The sequence below is a fragment of the Pseudarthrobacter sp. LMD1-1-1.1 genome, assembly GCF_040676255.1.
In the GTDB taxonomy this organism is placed as follows: Bacteria; Actinomycetota; Actinomycetes; order Actinomycetales; family Micrococcaceae; genus Arthrobacter.
In genome coordinates this window covers 168,611-188,752 of record NZ_JBEGHP010000023.1, presented here as the reverse complement: position 1 = coordinate 188,752, position 20,142 = coordinate 168,611, and the positions used below count along the sequence as shown (strand labels likewise).

General features: G+C 66.9%; 16 protein-coding genes and 1 pseudogene. 11 read left to right on the top strand and 6 right to left on the bottom strand.

Features of this window, described 5'->3' with window-relative positions; all coding sequences use genetic code 11:
• Positions 1–75 precede the first annotated feature (75 nt).
• The 7 genes and pseudogenes from MRBLMD1_RS14495 (at position 76) to MRBLMD1_RS14465 (ending at position 8,070) form a co-directional block, all read left to right on the top strand.
• Complete coding sequence (locus tag MRBLMD1_RS14495; protein ID WP_364400847.1) at positions 76–1,509, top strand: ABC transporter permease; 1,434 nt, start codon at positions 76–78, stop codon at positions 1,507–1,509.
• Positions 1,510–1,511: 2 nt separating this feature from the next.
• Positions 1,512–2,218: pseudogene (locus tag MRBLMD1_RS14490) on the top strand (ABC transporter ATP-binding protein).
• Between the two features lie 144 nt (positions 2,219–2,362).
• On the top strand, positions 2,363–3,433 hold the full coding sequence (locus MRBLMD1_RS14485; RefSeq protein ID WP_364400844.1) for a Gfo/Idh/MocA family protein: 1,071 nt from the start codon (positions 2,363–2,365) through the stop codon (positions 3,431–3,433).
• 206 nt (positions 3,434–3,639) lie between these two features.
• Positions 3,640–4,599 (top strand): hypothetical protein, encoded by a 960-nt coding sequence (locus MRBLMD1_RS14480; RefSeq protein ID WP_364400841.1) that lies wholly within the window; start codon positions 3,640–3,642, stop codon positions 4,597–4,599.
• 90 nt (positions 4,600–4,689) lie between these two features.
• Complete coding sequence (locus tag MRBLMD1_RS14475) at positions 4,690–5,988, top strand: hypothetical protein (RefSeq protein WP_364400839.1); 1,299 nt, start codon at positions 4,690–4,692, stop codon at positions 5,986–5,988.
• Between the two features lie 286 nt (positions 5,989–6,274).
• Positions 6,275–7,570, top strand: a complete 1,296-nt coding sequence (locus tag MRBLMD1_RS14470; protein ID WP_224025407.1) for a serine/threonine-protein kinase — start codon at positions 6,275–6,277, stop codon at positions 7,568–7,570.
• The gene (locus tag MRBLMD1_RS14465; protein ID WP_224025406.1) at positions 7,567–8,070 is read left to right on the top strand and encodes a hypothetical protein; all 504 of its coding nucleotides are present in this window, start codon (positions 7,567–7,569) and stop codon (positions 8,068–8,070) included. The genes MRBLMD1_RS14470 and MRBLMD1_RS14465 overlap by 4 nt, the downstream gene beginning before the upstream one ends.
• Positions 8,071–8,157: 87 nt before the next feature.
• Here MRBLMD1_RS14465 and MRBLMD1_RS14460 read toward each other — a convergent pair whose 3' ends face one another.
• Complete coding sequence (locus tag MRBLMD1_RS14460) at positions 8,158–10,377, bottom strand: NADP-dependent isocitrate dehydrogenase (protein ID WP_364400835.1); 2,220 nt, start codon at positions 10,375–10,377, stop codon at positions 8,158–8,160.
• Positions 10,378–10,705: 328 nt separating this feature from the next.
• On the opposite strand from MRBLMD1_RS14460, the gene MRBLMD1_RS14455 reads away from it, so the two are divergent.
• Complete coding sequence (locus MRBLMD1_RS14455; RefSeq protein ID WP_364400832.1) at positions 10,706–11,674, top strand: trypsin-like serine peptidase; 969 nt, start codon at positions 10,706–10,708, stop codon at positions 11,672–11,674.
• A complete protein-coding gene (locus MRBLMD1_RS14450) occupies positions 11,658–11,831 on the top strand; it encodes a hypothetical protein (RefSeq protein WP_364400829.1) in 174 nt (57 codons plus the stop codon). Before MRBLMD1_RS14455 ends, MRBLMD1_RS14450 begins: the two co-directional genes overlap by 17 nt.
• An 86-nt stretch (positions 11,832–11,917) precedes the next feature.
• Here the strand turns inward: MRBLMD1_RS14450 and purH are convergent, their stop codons facing one another.
• Positions 11,918–13,603: a bifunctional phosphoribosylaminoimidazolecarboxamide formyltransferase/IMP cyclohydrolase gene (purH, locus tag MRBLMD1_RS14445; protein WP_364400826.1), complete on the bottom strand. Its 1,686-nt coding sequence runs from the start codon at positions 13,601–13,603 to the stop codon at positions 11,918–11,920.
• A 142-nt stretch (positions 13,604–13,745) separates the two neighbouring features.
• On the opposite strand from purH, the gene MRBLMD1_RS14440 reads away from it, so the two are divergent.
• Complete coding sequence (locus tag MRBLMD1_RS14440; protein ID WP_159632600.1) at positions 13,746–15,098, top strand: MFS transporter; 1,353 nt, start codon at positions 13,746–13,748, stop codon at positions 15,096–15,098.
• Between the two features lie 68 nt (positions 15,099–15,166).
• Here MRBLMD1_RS14440 and MRBLMD1_RS14435 read toward each other — a convergent pair whose 3' ends face one another.
• Together MRBLMD1_RS14435 and purN are read right to left on the bottom strand one after the other, a co-directional pair.
• A complete protein-coding gene (locus MRBLMD1_RS14435; RefSeq protein WP_364400823.1) occupies positions 15,167–16,168 on the bottom strand; it encodes a hypothetical protein in 1,002 nt (333 codons plus the stop codon).
• Between the two features lie 57 nt (positions 16,169–16,225).
• On the bottom strand, positions 16,226–16,816 hold the full coding sequence (gene purN / locus MRBLMD1_RS14430) for a phosphoribosylglycinamide formyltransferase (protein WP_159632601.1): 591 nt from the start codon (positions 16,814–16,816) through the stop codon (positions 16,226–16,228).
• A gap of 39 nt (positions 16,817–16,855) precedes the next feature.
• Here purN and MRBLMD1_RS14425 point away from each other — a divergent pair, with 39 nt between their 5' ends.
• Positions 16,856–17,287: a hypothetical protein gene (locus MRBLMD1_RS14425; RefSeq protein WP_159632602.1), complete on the top strand. Its 432-nt coding sequence runs from the start codon at positions 16,856–16,858 to the stop codon at positions 17,285–17,287.
• Between the two features lie 13 nt (positions 17,288–17,300).
• Here MRBLMD1_RS14425 and MRBLMD1_RS14420 read toward each other — a convergent pair whose 3' ends face one another.
• Entirely contained in the window at positions 17,301–18,617 is a 1,317-nt protein-coding gene (locus MRBLMD1_RS14420) for a DUF6350 family protein (RefSeq protein ID WP_364400818.1), read from the bottom strand.
• A 438-nt stretch (positions 18,618–19,055) separates the two neighbouring features.
• Positions 19,056–19,913: a PRC and DUF2382 domain-containing protein gene (locus MRBLMD1_RS14415; protein WP_364400815.1), complete on the bottom strand. Its 858-nt coding sequence runs from the start codon at positions 19,911–19,913 to the stop codon at positions 19,056–19,058.
• Positions 19,914–20,142: the final 229 nt, after the last annotated feature.

Here is a 20,142-nt window from a genome sequence, read left to right as displayed (position 1 = left end):
TTGCGGCACAGGATGCCCGGCGAGGGTTGATGGGAAGCCGGCCTCCCGCGCCGGCACCTGAGCCATAGGAGTAACGTGAGCGTCCTTGCCCGAAGCGTAGGCAATGCCTTCAGAAACAAGGTCCGCACCGCAGCTGTTGTTGCGGTGCTGGCCGTCGCCATTGGCCTGGCACTGGCCATGCTGGTGGCGAACCAGGCAGTCGGGGCGAAAGTGCAGGAGCTCAACGCCTCCGTCGGCACCGTCCTGACCGTCAACCCCGCCGGCGGCCAAGGCTTCGAAGGCGGCGGAGAGCCGCTCACAGCCGACCAGGCAGCCACCGCCGCCGGCGTCCCCAACGTCAGCGCCGTCGTCGGGACCTCATCCCTGCGGTTGCGGAACGCGGCGGCTGCCGCGGCACAAACGGCGCAGGCTGGACAAACCGCACCGGGCGGCCAAACCGGGCAGGGAGGCCCCGGCGGCCAGGCCGCAGCGCCCCTGACCACAAGCCTCACCGCCGCGGTGGATGCAGGCACCCTGGGCAACCGCAACCAGCAGGCCAACGGAACCACCGGATCCACCGGAAGCACGCAGCAGCCGGTCCGGTCCCTGCCGATCACCGCCACGGGTATCGGCGCTGAAGTGGACACCACGGGCAAGGCACTGAACATTACGCAGGGCACCGGACTGGGCGACTACTCGGCAGCGTCCACGGGAGCACTGCTGGGCACCACGCTGGCGGAGAAAAACAGCCTCACCGTTGGGTCCACCTTCACCATCAACGACCAGACCTACACGGTGACCGGATTGTTCGACGCCGGTACGGCGTTCGGGAACAACGCCGCCTACCTCACGCTCCCCACCGCCCAGTCGCTCGCCGGGACACCGGGCGAACTGTCCAGCATGATCGTCACGGTCAATTCCATGGACAACGTCGCCACCACCAAGACGGCCCTGCAGGCCGCCCTGGGCAGTGGCAAGGCCGACGTCACCCAGGGGCAGAACCTGCAGACCGCCGTCAGCTCCCTGGACAGCGTCAAGAACATCTCCTTCATCGCCTTCATTGCCGCCCTCGGAACCGCTGGCCTGATCATCCTGCTCATCATGGTGATGCTGGTCCGCGAGCGCCGCCGCGAAATCGGGGTCCTGAAAGCCATCGGCGCCCCCAACCGCACCATCGGCCTGCAGTTCGTCCTCGAAGCCCTGGTCCTCGCGGCCCTGGGCAGCGCAGTGGGGGCAGCAATCGCATCCTTCGCCAGCGGGGGGATCGCTTCGGCCCTGATCAGCAGCAACACCACCACAACCACTGCCAGCACGGGCCGCGGCCCCGGCGGGGCGGGCGGCTTCCCGGGCGGCCAGGGCGGCCCCTTCGGCGGCGCCTCCCAGCTCCTGAACTCGGTCACCGCGAGCGCATCGCCGGGCGTGATCGCCGGTGGCATCGCCGCCGTGTTCTGCGTGGCCATTATCGGCGCCCTGGTGCCCGCGCTGCTTACCGCGCGCATCCGTCCCATCGAAGTCCTGCGAGGAGAATAGCCATGATTGAAGTCAAGAACCTGGTCCGCACCTTCAACTCCGGTGACCGCACCATCAAGCCGGTCAACGATGTCAGCTTTGTCCTGGAGCAGGGCACCCTGGCCTCCATCGTGGGCAAGAGCGGCAGCGGCAAGAGCACCCTGCTGTCCCTGCTGGGCGCGCTGGACAAACCCACCAGCGGGGACGTCGTGGTGGACGGCGTGAGCCTGGCAAGCCTGCCGGACACCAAGCTGACGGAATACCGGCGCAGGGACATCGGCTTCGTGTTCCAGCAGTTCAACCTGATCCCCAACCTGTCCGCCGTGGACAACGTCATGCTGCCCATGGAGTTCGCCGGGGTCCGCAAGGCCGCGCGGCTGCAGCGCGCCAAGGACCTGCTGGAACAGGTCCAGCTTGATCCGTCCAAGCACGACCGGCGGATCAACAGGCTCTCCGGCGGCGAGCAGCAGCGCGTGGCCATTGCCCGCGCCCTGGCCAATGAGCCGAAACTGATCCTGGCCACGAGCCCACCGGCAACCTGGATGAGCAGACCGGCGACCACATCATCGAGCTCCTCAGCTCGCTGAGCCGCGACCACAACACCACCATCCTGGTGGTCACCCACGACAGGATCCTGGCGAACAAGACCGACCGCCGGTTCCGCCTGCAGCAGGGCCAGCTGACGGAAGAGCCGGTCCGGGGACGGAGCGCCGTCGCCGCCACGGCCTGACCCGGAGAAGACGGGCCCGGCAGGGCCGTCGGCGGGGGAAGCGCCCAAAGCGTCCTCCCGCCGTCGGCCTCTTTCCGCTGTTAGCCACGGCACGGGGCGCGGAATTCCGGGGCCGTCCGGCGGCCCTGTGACAGGATTGCAGCTATGACTGCTCCGATCGCAAAGCCGTGGCTTTCCAGCCAGCCCAACCAGGATCCCCGGTCCGCCACCGGGGCTCCCCTGCGCTGGGGAATCATCGCCACGGGCAGCATTGCCCGCGCCGTCTCGCAGGATCTCGCGCTGCTTGAAGATGCCGAGCTGTATGCGGTCAGTTCCAGGGCGCAGGACACCGCGGACGCGTTTGCCGTGGCGTATGACTTTTCCAAGGCGTACGGGGACGACGGCGGGGTGCCCGGCTACCAGCGGCTGCTGGCCGATGACGCCGTGGATGTTGTGTACGTCGCGACGCCGCACGCGCAGCACCACGAGATGGTTCTCGCTGCCCTCAACGCCGGCAAGCACGTGCTGTGCGAGAAGGCTTTCACCATCAACGCCCGGGAAGCGGCGGAACTCATCGAGGTGGCGCGCAGCCGCAAGCTCTTCCTCATGGAGGCGGTCTGGAGCCGGTTCCTGCCCTCGATGCAGCGTGCCTTCGACATCGCTGCTTCCGGAGAGCTGGGCGACATCCATTGGGTGACCGCTGACCTTGGCTTCCCGGCTCCGTACTCCCCCACCGCCAGGCTGTGGGCCCGGAAGGACGGCGGGGGCGCACTGCTGGATCTGTCCGTGTACCCGCTCCTGTGGGCGCTCGGCACGCTTGGCTTCCCGCAGACCGTCAGCGCCACGGGCTTCGTCAACGACGACGGCGTCGATGCGCAGAACGCCCTGAGCCTTGGCTACGGCCACGCCGCCCAGGTCCAGCTCACCTCCTCCCTGCTGGCCCACGGACCCCGCACTGCCACGGTGGCCGGCAGCCTGGGCTTCCTGCAAAGCGTGGGCTCCATCAACAACCCCCGCGAGCTGGTCATCACCAAGGGGTGGGAGGACCGCCGGACGGAGACCTTCGACGTCGTGGGAAAGGGCTACGCCTACGAGCTGCGCGAGGTGATGAGGTGCGTCCAGCAGGGGCTGACCGAGAGTCCGGTCATGCCGCTTGAGGACACCCTGAACACCATGCGCCTCTTCGACGGTGTGCGCGCACAGCTCGGCGTGACCTACCCCAACGACAGCCACTAGCAGGATCATCAAAGGCTGCGTTCGACGGCGGCGGGCAGCTTTTGCCCGCTGGTCACGCCACTGTGACTGCCCGATTCTGCCTTGACAGTTTCTGCACCCGTTTCGGGCATTTGTAAATTCCCTTTAGTGAATGCTGGACTTCAGGCGATAAGCAGTCTTAGCATTTAGAAAGCATCGATTGCGCCGGTCACTGGGGGGTGGTACGCATGGCTCGTAGTAGTTCGCCATGGCATGCCCTGCGCCCGCTGCTCCTGGCAGGAGCAGCCGCGGCCACCTGGTTGACTCTTTCATCAACGGCTGCAACTGCCGATGCCGGGACCGATTCCACTTCACTGCTCGGCGGCGCCACCAGTTCGGTGTCTTCCCTGAGCCAGGATCTTGCAGCTGCGGTTTCACCGGTCCCTGCGGGGTCCGCGGCTGGACCAGCCGCGTCCCCCGGGCTGCTGCAGCCTGTCGTAACGCCGGTTGCCGGCCTCGCGGACAACCTTATTGCCGCCGTTCCCGTGGTGGACCAGGTGGTTCCGGCCGGAACGGTTTCAGAGGTCTCGGCTCCCCTTGCTGAGCTGGCCGATACTGTGGCTGCCGGTGTAGCCCAGGAAGTCGCAGCCCCTGCAGCCGAGGCGGTTCCGGTCCTGGAGCCTGTGCTCCAACCGGTTTCAGATCTTTTGACCGGAACTGTTCCGTTGCCCGTCCCGCCCTTGGATGCCGTGCAAGTGGACGTTCCCGCCGAGGTGGTCCCTGCTCCCGCGCAGGATCAACCGGCAGCCGTGGACGATGCGCCGGGTGCCATGAACACGGCCCCGGAATCTGACCAGGCTGTTGAAGTCTCATCCACGGCACCAGCAGCCCACCCCGGCGCGGGCATGGAAGCCGCGGGCGCGGGCATCCTGGCCCATACGGCGGCGCCGCAGTCCGGGGAATCCGTGATGGCTGGCGCCGTCCAGGAGCAGCCCCTGCCGGACCCGTTGCCCCTGCCTGCCCAGGCTCCGGCAGCCCCGGCGTCCGGCACGGGCAGCGGAGGATCAGCGGGCGGAGCGTCCCCTGCCGCTGCGTGGCTCGACCCTTTCGACTTTGATTTTGACCGGGCCGGAAGTGTTCGCGCCGACCGGTCCTCCGAGCATGCCCCTGCGCCGGTGTCGTTCGACCCCGGCTCTTCCCCTGACTAGTTGAGGCCCTCTGCCCTCCCGAGGGCAGCACGCGGCTTTACGGGCAGCTGTCCAGCGCCCGGACACTCAACTATTTCAGGAGTAAACACCATGAACTGCACCCTTCGCAGGGGGTTGCTGAGCACCCTCTTTGCCGGCGGCCTCCTGGCCTTCGGCTGCGCCACCGCCAACGCGGCGGACACCACCAGCGGGACGGACCTTTCCGCCTCCGCCCTCATCTCGGCGGCGGCACCCGCTGACTCGACGTCGTTGGGCCTGCTGGGTGACCCAACGCCGGCCGGATCAACAGGTGTCGCCGCCGCAGTGGACGTCAACCTCGGACTGGGGACTGTGGCGACCACTGATCCCGCCGCCATCGGCACCGGAACGACGGACAGCACCACGACGAACCTCGCCGTCGGTGCCGCCGTGGACCTCGGACTCGGGACTGTGGCCACCACCGACCCCGCAACCACCGGCACCACCGACCTGGCAGCGGCAGCAGACGTCAACCTCGGCCTCGGCACAGTGACCACCACCGACCCCGCAGCCACCGGCACCACCGACCTGGCAGCCGCGGCAGACGTCAACCTCGGCCTCGGCACGGTGACCACCACCGACCCCGCCACCACCGGCACCACCGACCTGGCAGCCGCGGCAGACGTCAACCTCGGCCTCGGCACCACCGGCACCACCGGCACGGCAGCCGCGGCAGACGTCAACCTCGGCCTCGGCACCACCGGCACCGGGACTACGGACGGCACCGTGGCAGACCTCGCGGTCGATGCAGCCGCAGGCCTGGGCCTGGGCGGCCTCACCGATGGTGACGCCACCGGGGCTGGCAGCACGGTGGACGCAGCCCTCGGCATCACCCTAGGGTCTGTCACGGACGGTGACACGGCAGGTGTCATCGATGCAGCCGCGGACCTTGGTGCTGCTGTGGGCTCCGGGACAGCAGGCGGCAGCGGCCTGGATGCTGTGGTCGATCTTGGCATTGACCTCGGGCTCGGCGGCGACAACACCACAGGCACGCCGGGAACTTCCGATCCCGGCACCACCCCGGGTGACGGAACCACGGGCGACACCGGAACCCTTGACCCGGGAACAGCTGATCCCGGAACGATGGATCCCGGCACCAGCACCCCGGGCGGCGACTCCAGCGGTGGCGCCGGTGATACAGGAACAGAGGGCTTCACGGCAGCACCGGCCGGCTCAACCGCGGTGGGCGGGGCAATCGGCACCGTAACGGTCCCCCGCGGCAACACGGCCGCCGGTAATGCTGCCCTTGCCAACGGAGGCGCTGCCCACACCGGCCTCGCCAAGACCGGCTGGGACGGATCGCTGGTCCCCCTGGCCCTGCTGCTCCTGGCCGCCGGACTCCTGGCGCTCCGCAAGCGCAAGGTGTCCTAGCGGCCCCACGGCAGAACAGTAACCGCCCGCGCCTGTGCGCCTGAAGCGGCAGCACCCGGCGGGCTGACGGAAGGAGGACAGCAGCCCCGAAACACAACAACAGCACAAGAAACATGTCGTCAGCACACATGTCCTTGAAGCCGGTGGTCCGGCGGCGAAGGTTCGTAAAATCGCCGCCGGGCCGTCGGCGTGCCGGAACGGGAAGCCCTGGTCAATCGCTGCTTCCACCTCACCGCCCGTATAATTTGAGGTACGACAGTGCCGCAGCGCACCGGGAGGAACGGTCATGGTGGCGGAATCGCCTAGCTCCATCAAGAATGAAGTTGTCGGCGGTCGCTACCGGTTGGGTGATGTCATCGGCCGCGGCGGAATGTCATCGGTGTACTGTGCGCGGGACGAAAACCTGGGCCGCGATGTGGCGTTGAAGCTCTTCGCCCCGCAGGCCCCGGACGCGGATGAACTCAAACGCCAGGAAGCGGAGATCCAGCTCCTCGCCACACTCAACCACCCCGGCCTGGTGACCCTCTTCGACGCCGGTATCGATGACCGCATTCCGGATGAGCCCCGGCCGTTCCTGACCATGGAGCTCGTGGAGGGCCAGGACCTGCGCGCCCGTATCCGGCACAGCAGGGTACCCCTTGAAGAGCTGAGCGTCATCGGCGCAGGCATCGCGGACGCGCTGGCCTATGTGCACGGCCTGGGCATCATCCACCGCGACATCAAACCGGGCAACATCCTCCTGGTCCAGATCCGTCCCGGCGAGCCGCTGCGGCCCAAGCTCACGGACTTTGGCATCGCCAGGATCGTGGATTCCACCCGGCTCACTGCCACGGGCACCATGGTGGGCACCGCCGCCTACCTCAGCCCGGAACAGGCCCTGGGCAAGCCGCTGTCGTCAGCCACGGACATCTACTCCTTCGGGCTGGTTCTGCTGGAATGCATCAAGGGCACCGTGGAATACCCCGGCAGCGCGGTGGAATCCGCGGTTGCCCGGCTTCACCGCGCCCCGGAAATTCCCGACGACGTCCCCGCCGAGTGGGCCGACCTCATCCGTTCCATGACCACCATCGAGCCGCTGGAGCGGCCATCGGCCGCCGACATCGAGACCGCCCTCCGCCAGGCGTTGGTTTCCCCGGCCTCAACGCCCGGAGAACTGGCGCCGGAGACCACGCGGGTACTGCCGGCCATGCCCTTCCACCCTCCGACCATCACTGCCGAAGAGTCGGTGGATGACGTCCGGGAGGCAGCCGGGGCCACCGGAGCGACGGGGTCCTCTGACGATCCGTCGGCCCAGGCTCCTGCGACCGCATCTGATCCTGCGCCCGCATCTGATTCTGTCCGGCAATCCGGTTCCGGGACGGCGGCCACCCCCTCCCCTGCCAAGGCTTCCGGCAAGCCCCGCCTCTCACGGAACCAGCGGATCTGGCTTGCCGTGGTGCTCGCTGCCCTGGTGATTGCCGCAGCCGCTGCCGCGGTGATGATGAGCATCTCCGCCCGGCCCGCCGACGTCGTCCCCTACCCCACGGTGACCGGTGTCCTGGGCGACCACCTGCAGGAACTTCAAAAGAGTGTGGCGCCGTGACCCTTCGGCAGGCCGTGCCGGGCCGGCTGCTGCTGGCCTGCGCGGCGGCCCTGCTGGCGGCCACCTTCCTCAACGCCTGTGCCGCCCCCGGGAGCGGGCTGCAGCGCGAAGCGGCAACACAGCTCCAGGCGCGGGTCCTTGAGGTGACCCAGGCTTCCTCCCAAAACGATCCCGCAGCCGCGCTCAAGGCGCTGGAGGGCCTCGAAGCGGACCTTTCGGCTGCCCAGGCGAAGGGCCAGGTCTCCGAAGAGCGGCGCCGCAGCATCACCACCGTGGCCACCGCCGTCCGGGCAGACCTCACTGAAGCGGTTGCCGCTCAGGCGGCGGCCGCGAAGGCTGCCGAAGACGCCCGCGTTGCCGCCGCCCAGGCAGCCCAGGATCCCTCCCCCGCACCTGCGTCGCAGGCAGCTCCCGCACCGGCCCCGGCACAGGGCAGTGCCGCCGGCAACGGAGCGGACGGCGGCAAGAACAACGGCGACAAGGGCAAAGGCAAGAACTGAACCGCGCCCAGGCTAAGTGACAAAGCAAAAGAAGCGGTGCTCCGGTGGAAACCGGGGCACCGCTTCTCTCTGCCTTACCAGCCGGTACTAGGCCAGGCTGGCGATGACCTTGTTCAGGGTGGCGGAAGGACGCATCACGGACGAAGCCTTGGCGTCATCCGGGCGGTAGTAGCCCCCGATGTCCACAGGTGAGCCCTGGACCTCGGCCAGCTCGCCCACGATCGTTTCCTCCTTGGAGGAAAGCTCGTTGGCGACCGAGCTGAACGCGGCGGCCAGGTCGGCGTCGTCCGTCTGCTTGGCCAGTTCCTCGGCCCAGTAGCGGGCCAGGAAGTAGTGGCTGCCGCGGTTGTCCAGTTCGCCGGCACGGCGGCTCGGGGACTTGTTCTCCAGCAGGAAGGTGCCGGTGGCGCGGTCCAGGGTGTCGGCCAGGACCTGGGCGCGGGCGTTGCCCGTGGTGGTGGCCAGGTGTTCGAAGCTCACGGCCAGGGCCAGGAACTCACCCAGGCTGTCCCAGCGGAGGTGGTTTTCCTTGAGCAGCTGCTGGACGTGCTTCGGGGCCGAGCCGCCGGCGCCGGTCTCGAAGAGTCCGCCGCCGTTCATCAGCGGGACGACGGAGAGCATCTTGGCGCTGGTGCCCAGTTCCAGGATGGGGAACAGGTCCGTCAGGTAGTCGCGGAGCACGTTGCCCGTGACGGAGATGGTGTCCTGGCCCTTGCGGATGCGCTCCAGGGTGAAGGCAGTGGCCTTGACCGGGGCCATGATCTGGATGTCCAGGCCCTCGGTGTCGTGGTCCTTCAGGTATTCGTTGACCTTGGCGATCAGGTTGGCGTCGTGGGCACGTTCCTCGTCCAGCCAGAACACGGCGGGGGTCTGGGAGGCGCGGGCGCGGGTGACGGCCAGCTTGACCCAGTCGCGGATGGGGGCGTCCTTGGTCTGGCAGGCGCGCCAGATGTCGCCCTCGGAGACTTCGTGCTCGATCAGGACGTTGCCGGAGCCGTCAACGACCTGTACCTTGCCGGCTTCCTGGATCTCGAACGTCTTGTCGTGGCTGCCGTATTCCTCGGCCGCCTGTGCCATGAGGCCGACGTTGGGCACGGTGCCCATGGTGGTGGGGTCGTAGGCGCCGTTGGCGCGGCAGTCATCGATGACCACCTGGTAGATGCCGGCGTAGGAGCTGTCCGGCAGCACGGCCAGGGTGTCCGCTTCCTTGCCGTCCGGGCCCCACATGTGGCCCGAGCTGCGGATCATGGCGGGCATGGAGGCGTCCACGATGACGTCGCTGGGGACGTTCAGGGTGGTGATGCCCTTGTCAGAGTCCACCACGGCCAGGGCGGGACCGTCTTCCAGGCCCTTCTTGATCAGGTTCTGCACGCCGTCGCGGACGTCTTCCGGCAGGTCCTCGAGGCTGCTGAGGATGGCGGCAAGGCCGTTGTTGGGGCTGATGCCGGCGGCGGAGAGCTGCTTGCCGTAAGTCTGGAACAGTTCCGAGAAGTAGGCCTTGACCACGTGGCCGAAGATGATGGGGTCCGAGACCTTCATCATGGTGGCCTTCAGGTGCGCGGAGAACAGCACGCCTTCTTCCTTGGCGCGGGCAACCTGGGCCTTCAAAAACTCGTCCAGGGCGGCGGCGCGCATCACGGTGCCGTCGATGACCTCACCGGCCAGGACCGGGAAAGCCTTCTTCAGGACCTTCACGGACCCGTCTTCACGGACCAGCTGGATGGCGATAGTGCCGTCTGACTCGATGACCACGGACTTCTCGTTGGAACGGAAGTCGTCCTGGCCCATGGTGGCCACGTTGGTCTTGGAGTCGGAGGTCCAGGCGCCCATGGAGTGGGGGTTCTGGCGTGCGTAGTTCTTGACGGACAGCGGCGCGCGGCGGTCCGAGTTGCCTTCACGCAGGACCGGGTTCACGGCGGAGCCCTTGATCTTGTCGTAGCGCGAGCGGATGGCGGTTTCCTCGTCGGAGGAGGGGTTGTCCGGGTAATCCGGCAGGGCGTAGCCCTGGCCCTGCAGCTCGGCGATGGCCGCCTTCAGCTGCGGGATGGAGGCGCTGATGTTGGGCAGCTTGATGATGTTGGCTTCCGGCGTCTTCGCCAGCTCACCGAGTTCAGCAAGGGCGTCACCGATCTGCTGCTCCGGGGTGAGGTAGTCACCGAACACAGCAATGATGCGGCCGGCGAGCGAAATGTCGCGGGTCTCCACCTCCACACCTGCAGTCGAAGCGAACGCCTCGATGATGGGCAGGAACGAATAGGTAGCCAGCATCGGCGCTTCGTCGGTGTGGGTGTAGATAATCTTGGACATGCGCGGGCGTCTCCCTGTGGGTCGGCTTGATTGTGAAAAATTCGGTCTATTTCACCATGTACAACTTACCCGAGGACATGGCGTTGAACCGTACCGGAGTCCCAGCGTTACCCCGGCGGTGGGCAGGATTACAGCGATGGAGAACGGCCGACGGCGGGACACGCCCGGGTGCCAGGGCCGCCGTCGCCACCAAGGGGCGGCCGGGGCAGTGAAAGGGTCCTAAGCCGGTATTTGATATCTCACTACTGTGTACAAACTTGTCCGGTGGCGATAAATTCGCTAAGTCACTCCCGATCCAGGGCCCAAACCCCGTTCAGACAGGACAACAATGACACGCACCAGGTCTCTGGCTTCCGGCCTCCTGACTTTCTCGGCTGCCGCTGTGCTGGCACTCACCTCGGCCGGCGGGGCCTCAGCCGCGCCCGCACCATCGGATGGACATGAAGCCCCGTCCGTGGCCGGCGTCACGCTCAATGCCGACGGCGCAGCGGATTACTGGACTCCGGAGCGCATGCAGAGCGCCGTCTCAGGTGACACCCTGGCCGGCAAGGCGCTGGGCCCCGGCAACCGCTCCAGCGCCGCCCTGGTCGAGAAGGGCAAGCCTTCCTCCACCAAGGGGACCAAGGGCAAGCCCACCATTGCCCAGAGCGAGAATCCCGTCTCCCACATCGGCAAAGTCTTCTTCACCATGGGCGGCACCAACTATGTGTGCTCGGGCAACGCCGTCGCCTCGACCAACGGCAGCACCGTGGCTACCGCCGGTCACTGCGTAAACGAGGGCCCGGGCGCGTACGCCACCAACTTCGTCTTCGTGCCCGCCTACGACAACGGCGCGGCACCCTACGGCAAGTGGACCGCCAGGGCCCTGTACGCCCCCACCCAGTGGGCCTCCAACGGCGACATGACCTACGACACCGGCTTCGCCGTCGTGAATACGGACAGCAACGGTGACCGGCTCACCGATGTTGTCGGCGGCTCTGGCACTGCCTTCAACCAGGCACGGGGCCTGACCTACACCTCGTACGGCTACCCGCAGGCCTCGCCGTTCAACGGCACGTCACTGTTCAGCTGCACCGGTACGGCCACGGATGACCCGAACAACCCCCAGTTCGGTACCCAGGGCATCCCGTGCGACATGACGGGCGGCTCCTCGGGCGGCCCGTGGTTCATCGGCATCGGCTCAGACGGCGTACAGAACTCCATCAACAGCTATGGCTACAACGGCTCAGCCGTGATGTACGGCCCGTACTGGGGCAAAGTCATCCAGGCAACCTTCAACAGTGCAGCAAAGTCCTAAGGCACCTGATCCGAAGGAGGATCCCGTCAGCCACGCGGACCTGACCCAGTCCCCCGAGGAAGTCCTCGAGTACTGGACAGAGGAACGGATGGCGGCGGCGAAGCCCCGGGAGATTCAGCTCCCGGAGCCCGGCTCCGGCCAAGACGACCAGGACTGAACCAGCACAACGACGACGGCGCCCGTCCCCTGCGCAGGGGACGGGCGCCGTCGTCGTTAATCCGGGCCCGCGATGAAGCGTGGGGATCAGTGGAAGAAGTGGCGGGCTCCGGTGAAGTACATCGTGATGCCGGCGGCGTTCGCCGCCGCAATCACTTCCTCATCCCGGACGGAACCGCCCGGCTGCACCACGGCGCGGACGCCGGCGTCGATCAGGATCTGCAGTCCGTCGGCGAACGGGAAGAACGCGTCGGAGGCGGCCACGGCACCGCGGGCACGCTCTGGTGCGCCGCTCGCGTCCGCGTTGGAAGCGCCGCCGGCACCGTCGACGTCGGACTCCACCGTGACACCCAGGGTGTTGGCCCGCTCCACGGCCAGGCGGCAGGAATCCAGACGGTTGACCTGGCCCATGCCGATGCCCACTGCAGCACCGTTCTCTGCCAGGAGGATGGCGTTGGACTTCGCGGCCCGGCAGGCGGTCCAGGCGAAGGCGAGGTCCGCGAGGGTCTTGTCGTCCGCGGCTTCACCGGCGGCGAGGGTCCAGTTGGCGGGGTTGTCGCCTTCAGCGTCCACCTTGTCCGTGACCTGGACCAGCATGCCGCCGGAAACCTGGCGGAACTCCGTGGGGTAGCGGCCGTAGCCCTCGGGCAGGGCGAGCAGGCGGATGTTCTTCTTCTTGGAGAGGATCTCCACTGCCTCGGGCTCGAAGCCGGGGGCGATGACCACCTCGGTGAAGATGTCCTTGACGGTGTTGGCCATGCCGGCAGTAACGGTGCGGTTCGCGGCGATGACGCCACCGAACGCGGAGACCGGATCGCAGGCGTGCGCCTTGGCGTGGGCATCGGCGATGGGGTCCGCGGCATCGGCGGAGCCGACGGCCACGCCGCACGGGTTGGCATGCTTGACGACGGCGACGGCGGGCTCAGCGAAGTCGAAGGCGGCACGCAGGGCGGCGTCGGCGTCAACGAAGTTGTTGTAGCTCATGGCCTTGCCGTGCAGCTGGTCCGCCTGGGCGATGCCCATCGGCGCAGCCTTGTCCACGTACAGGGCAGCCTGCTGGTGCGGGTTCTCGCCGTAGCGCAGGACCTCGGAACGCTCCAGGGACAGGCCGGCGTAGGCGGGCCAGTCGATGACGCCGTCGCCATCCTCGTCCAGGAACTGGCTGGCGGTCCAGGTGGCCACCGCGTTGTCATAGGCAGCGGTGTGGGCGAACGCCTTGGCGGCGAGGCGGCGGCGCGTCTTCAGGTCGAAGCCACCGGCGGCGGCAGCCTCCACCACCTGGCCGTAGAAGGACGGATCCACCACGATGGCGACGGCGGCGTGGTTCTTCGCGGCCGACCGCACCATGGCGGGGCCGCCAATGTCGATCTGCTCCACGACGTCATCCTGCGCGGCACCGGACTTGACCGTTTCCACGAACGGGTAGAGGTTCACCACCACCAGGTCGAAGGCTTCGATGTCCATGTTGGCAAGGGTTTCCATGTGGGCCGGGACGCGGCGGTCCGCCAGGATTCCGCCGTGGACGCGCGGGTGCAGCGTCTTGACGCGGCCGTCCAGCATCTCGGGCGAACCGGTGACTTCCTCAACCTCCTGCACGGGAATACCCGCGGCGGCGATCTTCTTGGCCGTGGAACCGGTGGAGACGAGCTTAACGCCCGCGGCGTGCAGGCCCGTTGCGAGCTCCTCCAGACCTGTTTTGTCGTAAACCGAGATCAGGGCCCGGCGGATGGGTACACGGTCAATGGATACGCGCTCATGCTGCGTGAAGCTCACAAATGTCTCCGTCTTATCTCGCGGAACAGGGCCGCGGTTGGTGGGGATAGGGCCAGTTTATCGCGAAGGCGCGGTTGGCCGGTGTGTCAGCCGGAGTGTGAACGCCGTGGGGGCGGGCTAGAGTTTTGAACAGGAGGCGGCGATGAACACTTACACCACTGTGCCCAGCGGCGAACAGGTGGTCCAGGAACTGCCCTGGCGATGGAAAGTCCAGGGCAGGATCTTCCTGATCGGGGGCCTCGGCTTCATGTTCGACGCCTGGGATGTGACCCTGAACGGCATCCTGATTCCGTTGCTGTCCAAGCACTGGTCGCTCTCCGCGGGAGAGGCCGCCTGGGTGGGTACCGCAAACCTGATCGGCATGGCCCTGGGTGCCTTCATCTGGGGAACGATCGCGGACACCGTGGGCCGCAAGAAGGCCTTCACCGCCACCTTGCTGCTGTTCTCGGTCTTCACCGTCCTGGGCGCGTTCGCCCCCGACTTCATCTGGTTCTGCGTCTTCCGGTTCATGGCCGGGTTTGGCCTGGGCGGCTGCATTCCCGTGGATTACGCCCTGGTGGGTGAGTTCACCCCCCGGAAGCAGCGCGGCAAGGTGCTGACAGCCATGGACGGCTGGTGGCCCATCGGCGCAGCCCTGGCGGGGTTCGTCTCCGCCGGACTGGTGGCCCTCTACGGCGACTGGCGCCTGACCATGCTGGTGATGGTGCTCCCCGCCCTGCTTGTCTTCTGGATCCGGCGGAGCGTGCCGGAATCCCCGCTGTTCCTGATCAGGAAGGGGCGGCGGGAAGAAGCCGCCAAAATCATCGACGGGCTGGTGGAAGCCACCGGGGCGGAACCACGCGCCTACAGCCTTCCCGACGCCCGGGACGTTCCACGGCTTTCCGCCGGCAGCGCCTGGACCCAGCTGCGCTCGGTCTGGCAGTTCAACTGGAAGATCACGGCTGCCGCCTGGGCCCTGTTCTTCAGCATCCTGCTGGTGTACTACCTGTCCCTGACATGGATGCCGAGGATCCTTATCGGCGCAGGTTTCGCCGAGTACAAGGCGTTCGTCACCACGGCGTCCATGGCCGCCGTCGGCTTCCTGGGCGTGGTGGTGGCGGCGCTCCTGGTGGAACGCGTGGGGCGCAAATGGATCCTTGCCATCACCGGTCCGCTGTCCGCGCTGACCCTGGTGATCGTGGCATTCGTGGTGGACATCCCCACGGCCGCGGTGTTCTGGCTGCTGGTGTTCGGGTTCGTGGTGCAAGTGGCCATTCCGGTGCTCTACGCGTATGTCTCCGAGCTCTATCCCACCGAACTGCGCGGCACCGGATTCGGCTGGGCGTCCACATTCTCCCGGCTCGGTGCGGGCTTTGGGCCGCTGATCTTCGCCAACTACTTCTGGCCGGAACTCGGGCTGGCCACATCCTTCGCCCTGGCCGGTGCCCTGGTGCTGGCCTCCGTGCTGTGGATGGCGTTCTTCTCCCCCGAAACCCGCCAGGCCCGCCTGGAGTAACCTTTCCCAACCAGGTAGCGCCAAGTGTCGTTCTGGAGCCTCAATACGACACTTGGCGCTACCTGGTTCTAGCCTCCGGGCAACCAGCCGCGGGCCAGCATTGTCCGCCGCACTTTTGCCACCGCCAGCTTCGCGTCTTGTTCCATGTGCCGCTTTGAGATTCGCACAAGAATCCATCCACCGCGTCCGAAATCCTCTTCGCGGGCAATGTCCCGCTCAATCTGTCCCGCTGCCGAATGTCCCTCACCGTCGTATTCCACCGCCACCTTCTGTTCGGGATAGCTCAGGTCGGGTTGACGTACGACGCCGGGGGCCAGCGGCGTGGGCACGTTCAGTAGAGGTTCGGGCAAGCCAGCATGCTCCAGAGCCAGCCGCAGCCTGGTTTCCTGTGCGGAGTCGGAACCCACCCTGGCCAAATCAAGGGCAAGACGGGCCTTGCGTATTCCGGGTGTTCCCTTGTGCCTGTCCAGCATCTCCGCCAGATCTTCAAGCGTTGCATAGGGTTCGAATCTGCCTTCGAATTCCGGGCGCGGGTATCGGATCAGATGGTCTGCAACAACGGTCAATTCCTCAATGCCCATCTTGCGGGAGCAATCCAGCCACGTCCGGGTCCGCGACGTGACCAGCAGGCCCTGGTGGCTGACAATCTCGTCGTCGAAAAACTGTCCCCGGTGGCCCCTCACACCGGGCCGGCGCATGATGGCCACCGTGTCGGGACGGGAGACATGCAACAGCGGTTCGTTGCAGCCTGGCAGGAACCCTGGAAACTGCCACAACAGAAAAGCGGATGCGTGGGAAGCCGCGGCAAATTCCGTCACCAGGGTGTAGGGCCGGAGGCAAGCGGCCAAATCCGTTCGGCCGCAGGAGTCCGGCACCCGGACGCCCCTGCTGGGCCGCTGCAAGCCCCGATGACGCAGCCGGCGGCGGGTGATGCCGGCGGCGACTGCCTCCCGGAAGGTGAACGGCAGCGACTCAAATTGTCCGGGCATGGGACGAGGAACCTTCATCAGCCCATGGTGGCAGCCGCAACTGTCCTTGCTGGACGTTATCCACAGGCTCGGCCCACTCAAACAATGTAGGTAGCGCCAGCTGTCGTTTTGAGGGGGTAAAACGACACTTGGCGCGACCTAGTTGGGCTGGGGCGCGGCGAATGAAGGGTCTGCCGCCAGGGCGGCCAGGGTGGAGACCAGCAGCCGGCGCTCCACCACCTTGATGCGCTCGTGCAGGGTTTCCTCGGTGTCCGTGTCCTCGATGGCCACGGCTTCCTGGGCAATGATGGGGCCGGTGTCCACACCGGCGTCTGCCCAGTGCACGGTGCAGCCGGTGACCTTCACGCCGTACGCCATGGCATCCCGGACGCCGTGCGCACCGGGGAAAGCGGGAAGCAGTGCCGGGTGTGTGTTGAGGTATTTGCCGTGGAAAGCGTCGATGAACTCCGGGCTGACAATCCGCATGAACCCGGAAGAAACCACGACGTCCGGCTTGTAGGCGGCCACAGCCCGGGTCAGCGCTGCGTTCCAGTCCGCGCGGTCCGGGTAGGCCTTGAAGTCCACCACGAAGGTTGGGATCCCGGCGGCAGCGGAACGCTCGACGCCGTAGGTTCCCTCGCGGTCCGCGCCCACCGCTGCGATGTCCACGTCGAGGTCCCCCGCCTTGACGGCGTCGATAACTGCCTGGAGATTGGACCCGGTTCCGGAAACGAGGACGACGATACGCATTGGTCCAGCTTAGGTGCAGGCTCGCGTACGCTGGAAAACATGAACAGCGAACCGGGCCGGAGCGGGCAGCAGCAGGTCAGGCCCCCGCTCAGCGAGGCGGCGAAAGCCTCCCTTGCCAAGACCCGCACCCTGTTCCGGATGTTCGTGGTCTCGGTCCTCGGATCGTTCTTCGTGTACCAGCTGGACGTCGGCTACCTGTGGCTGGCGACCGTGCTGACCGCCGCGGGCCTGGTCCTGGGGATCGTCCTGCTGGTCCGGTCAATCCGCCTCAAGGAATCCAGGCTGGTTCTCCTCGGCACCATTTCCGGACTGGTGGTGGCCGCCGTCATGGTGCTGCTGATCGTCACCACCATGGTCCTGTTTGACCAGGTGCGCGAGTACCAGGCGTGCCTGGGCCGGGCGCTGACGGACCGGGCCACCCATGCGTGCATGGCCCAGTTCCAGGACCTCCTGCCCACCAAGGTCCGCTAGCGGCGGCCTGGTCCTAGTGGACCAGCTCCGCATCGTGTTCCGCCGCCCCGGTGTTCTCCCGCTCCAGCCACGGTCCGGCAGCGTAACCGACAACGACGCCGATGCCTACCTCGGCAGCCACCCACAGGCCGGTCCACAGGGGGTCGGGCCCAATGGCCGTCAGGCGGCCAAGGCCGGCTGACCCCCTGGCGATCCAGGCCAGGCAGGCCGTCAGCAGGCCCGCCGCCACGCCCACGAGCACGCCGAGCACCAGCGTGGAGACGGTGGCGGTGAACCAGCGGGCATGCACCTTGATGGCGAGCCACTCGTCGAAGTGGTTTTCGCCCTCCCGCAGGAACCACCATCCCGCCATGACACCTGCCAGCACCGGAACAACCAGGGCCACGAAGGCGTAGTCCAGGGACCCCGACGGGATGGCAGCCAGGACCGGTATGGACGGAAGCGGCCCGACGGCGGTCCCCAGCGCCCCGGCCTGGGAGCCCGCCCCCATCGCAAACCCGGCGCCCGACGTCCAGGCGAGGGCGAACACCACAAGGTTGGGCAGGAAACCCAGCTGCGCGATGGTGAGGGCGGCACCTCCCACCGGGCCGGCGTCGAGCGCTTCATAAACGGAAACCACCAGGTTCCAGTGGATGAACAGGTCTGCCGCCAGCAGGACTGCGGCGAGGGTGAGGGCGGACAGCACGGCGACGGACCCCGCTTTCGCCGCGGACGCGAAGTACGATCCGGCCCAGCGTGAGTGCTGGCTTGTGCGCGAGATCCAGTCCACTGCGTCAACGCCGATGAGCCGGCTCCAGGACCCGGCCTCCCTCCGGGCGCCAACCACCATTCCCAGCCCGAACGGGACAAGGGGAACCAGCATGGCGAACCAGAGGTTGACGCCGACGTCGGCGCTGCGGCAGACGAACCCGGTAGCGGCGCCGAACGCTGCATACACTGCCCACGAGCCAAGCAGCGCCTGCCACAGCTGGTCCGTATAGGAGGCGCGGGCCAACCGCCGGCCGGCCCGCCAGGCCAGAAGGAAAGGGATGAGGGTCAGGCCCAGCGGAATCAGGCTCAGGATGCCGGACCCGCCGTGGGTGGCAGTCCCGGGTCCTGTGCCGGCAAGTTCCAGCGGCACCCCATGGACCAGGAGCCAGGACTGCCCGGCCAGGCGGGCCAGGACTTCGAACTGCCCGTTCTGGAATCCGGCAGTGGCCCAGACGGCAACGATGGGCGCCACGACCACCAGGGCCGAAATGATGGCCGCCTGCGCCGCTTCAAGGGCACCCTGCAGCCACAACGGCATGGGTAGGCCACGGTCTCCGGTCTGATCAGCGCGCAGTTTCATCGTGTTCCATGGTGTCACGCCGGGCGTGCCGGACCCGCGAACGACAGGCTCCGGGGAGCCACTGATCACCAATCAAATGCCCCGGCGTGCGGCGCTTTTTGCCCTGCCCCGCCGTAAAATTGGTAGAAACCACAACCCGCCGCCCCGCTGAGGGCATGGTGTGATTTCTGCTGGCTGCCGGACGTGGACACTGCCAGCCGTGTACCCGGATACCGTCAACCGGGAAAACAGGAGCCGCGAATGAGAGATGAACCGTAAGTTCTGAAGATATTCGTCCTACTGGCTGGTGCAGCCACCGCTTCCGGCGCGGCTGCACCAGCGTTTTAAACAGTGCGGCGCCGGGAGCCTCCTGGAGGCTCCCGGCGCCGTTCACCGTGTCAGGGCAGCTGATTCATCCGGGCTGCCCGCGGAACTGGGGGGCGGAGCCCCGGGTCCCGATCAGCGACGGGTGTCGCCGTCTGTTTCGATGTTTTCCTTGCGGACTTCCTCATTGACCGTGACATCGTCACGGACAACTTCCTTGTCCAGGCGGACCCGCTCCACGGGAACGGCTTCCTTCTCAACAACGGGGCGTTCCTCGTGCAGGACCACCTCGTGCTCTTCTTCGCTGATGGCCGGTCCGTCGAAGGCTGCACCGCGGTTGCCGTCCGTGATGGGCTCCCGCTCGATGCGTACTTCTTCACGCTCCACCGGGATGGTCTTGGTGACGTTTTCGGTGGTGACGTACTTACGCAGCCGTGCCCGGCCGGTGGCCTCACGTTCCTTGCCCACGTGCAGCTGCTCCTCGGACCGCGTCATGGCGTCGTCCGTGGTGGGCCCGGAGGTGTCGTGGCCCACGGTTCCGCGTGCGGTTTCGTCGCGGTCATAGGTGTCGCGGCCTGCACCGATCCCGGCGGTGGGGGTGCCTGCGTTCAGGTCGGCGTCGCCCTGCAGGTCAACGTCCCCGGCGGTGCCGGAACGGGCTTCGGTGTATGTCCGGGCACCGCGGTCGTAGTACGTGTAGAGCCGGTCCTCTTCCTCTGGGGTGAGGTGGCCGTCCGCATCCACGCGGGGAGCGTCCTTGACGTGCTCCTTGGTGAAGGGAACCACCAGGTCTTCGCCCTGGTTGTGCGCGCCCTCCACCGGAACGAAGGACTCGGAGGTACCGAAGAGCCCCGTCTTCACGGTGACCCATGTGGGCTCGCCCGTGTCATCGTCTGCGTACAGCTGACCGATCGAACCGATTTTCGTGCCGTCGGAACCGACGACGTGGCCGCCCTTGGTGAGCAGGTTTTCAAGGTTTTCCCTGTTGAGCATGACGTCTCCTTTGGATGGTCTTTGCACTGGGTCTGCCAGCAGTGGATATTCCGGACCGGGGCATTCTCCCGTCATCCGGCTTCCGCCCCGGCTGCTTGAGGCTCTGCGCTGACTGCCCCACTACCGTAAGCATGCTTAGCATCAAATGCCAAGCCTACTTAGTAATTTTTTTGGCGGCCCGCGGCAGTTGTTCACCCGGCCTTCTCCTCGGGGTAACGCTTCCTCCCCC

Coding starts and splice junctions, on each gene's coding strand:
- MRBLMD1_RS14455 (WP_364400832.1), top strand. CDS start 10,706: ATGACACGCACCAGGTCTCTGGCTTCCGGCCTCCTGACTTTCTCGGCT.
- MRBLMD1_RS14440 (WP_159632600.1), top strand. CDS start 13,746: ATGAACACTTACACCACTGTGCCCAGCGGCGAACAGGTGGTCCAGGAA.
- MRBLMD1_RS14480 (WP_364400841.1), top strand. CDS start 3,640: ATGGCTCGTAGTAGTTCGCCATGGCATGCCCTGCGCCCGCTGCTCCTG.
- MRBLMD1_RS14425 (WP_159632602.1), top strand. CDS start 16,856: ATGAACAGCGAACCGGGCCGGAGCGGGCAGCAGCAGGTCAGGCCCCCG.
- MRBLMD1_RS14460 (WP_364400835.1), bottom strand. CDS start 10,377: ATGTCCAAGATTATCTACACCCACACCGACGAAGCGCCGATGCTGGCT.
- MRBLMD1_RS14415 (WP_364400815.1), bottom strand. CDS start 19,913: ATGCTCAACAGGGAAAACCTTGAAAACCTGCTCACCAAGGGCGGCCAC.
- MRBLMD1_RS14470 (WP_224025407.1), top strand. CDS start 6,275: ATGGTGGCGGAATCGCCTAGCTCCATCAAGAATGAAGTTGTCGGCGGT.
- MRBLMD1_RS14485 (WP_364400844.1), top strand. CDS start 2,363: ATGACTGCTCCGATCGCAAAGCCGTGGCTTTCCAGCCAGCCCAACCAG.
- MRBLMD1_RS14420 (WP_364400818.1), bottom strand. CDS start 18,617: ATGAAACTGCGCGCTGATCAGACCGGAGACCGTGGCCTACCCATGCCG.
- purN (WP_159632601.1), bottom strand. CDS start 16,816: ATGCGTATCGTCGTCCTCGTTTCCGGAACCGGGTCCAATCTCCAGGCA.
- MRBLMD1_RS14475 (WP_364400839.1), top strand. CDS start 4,690: ATGAACTGCACCCTTCGCAGGGGGTTGCTGAGCACCCTCTTTGCCGGC.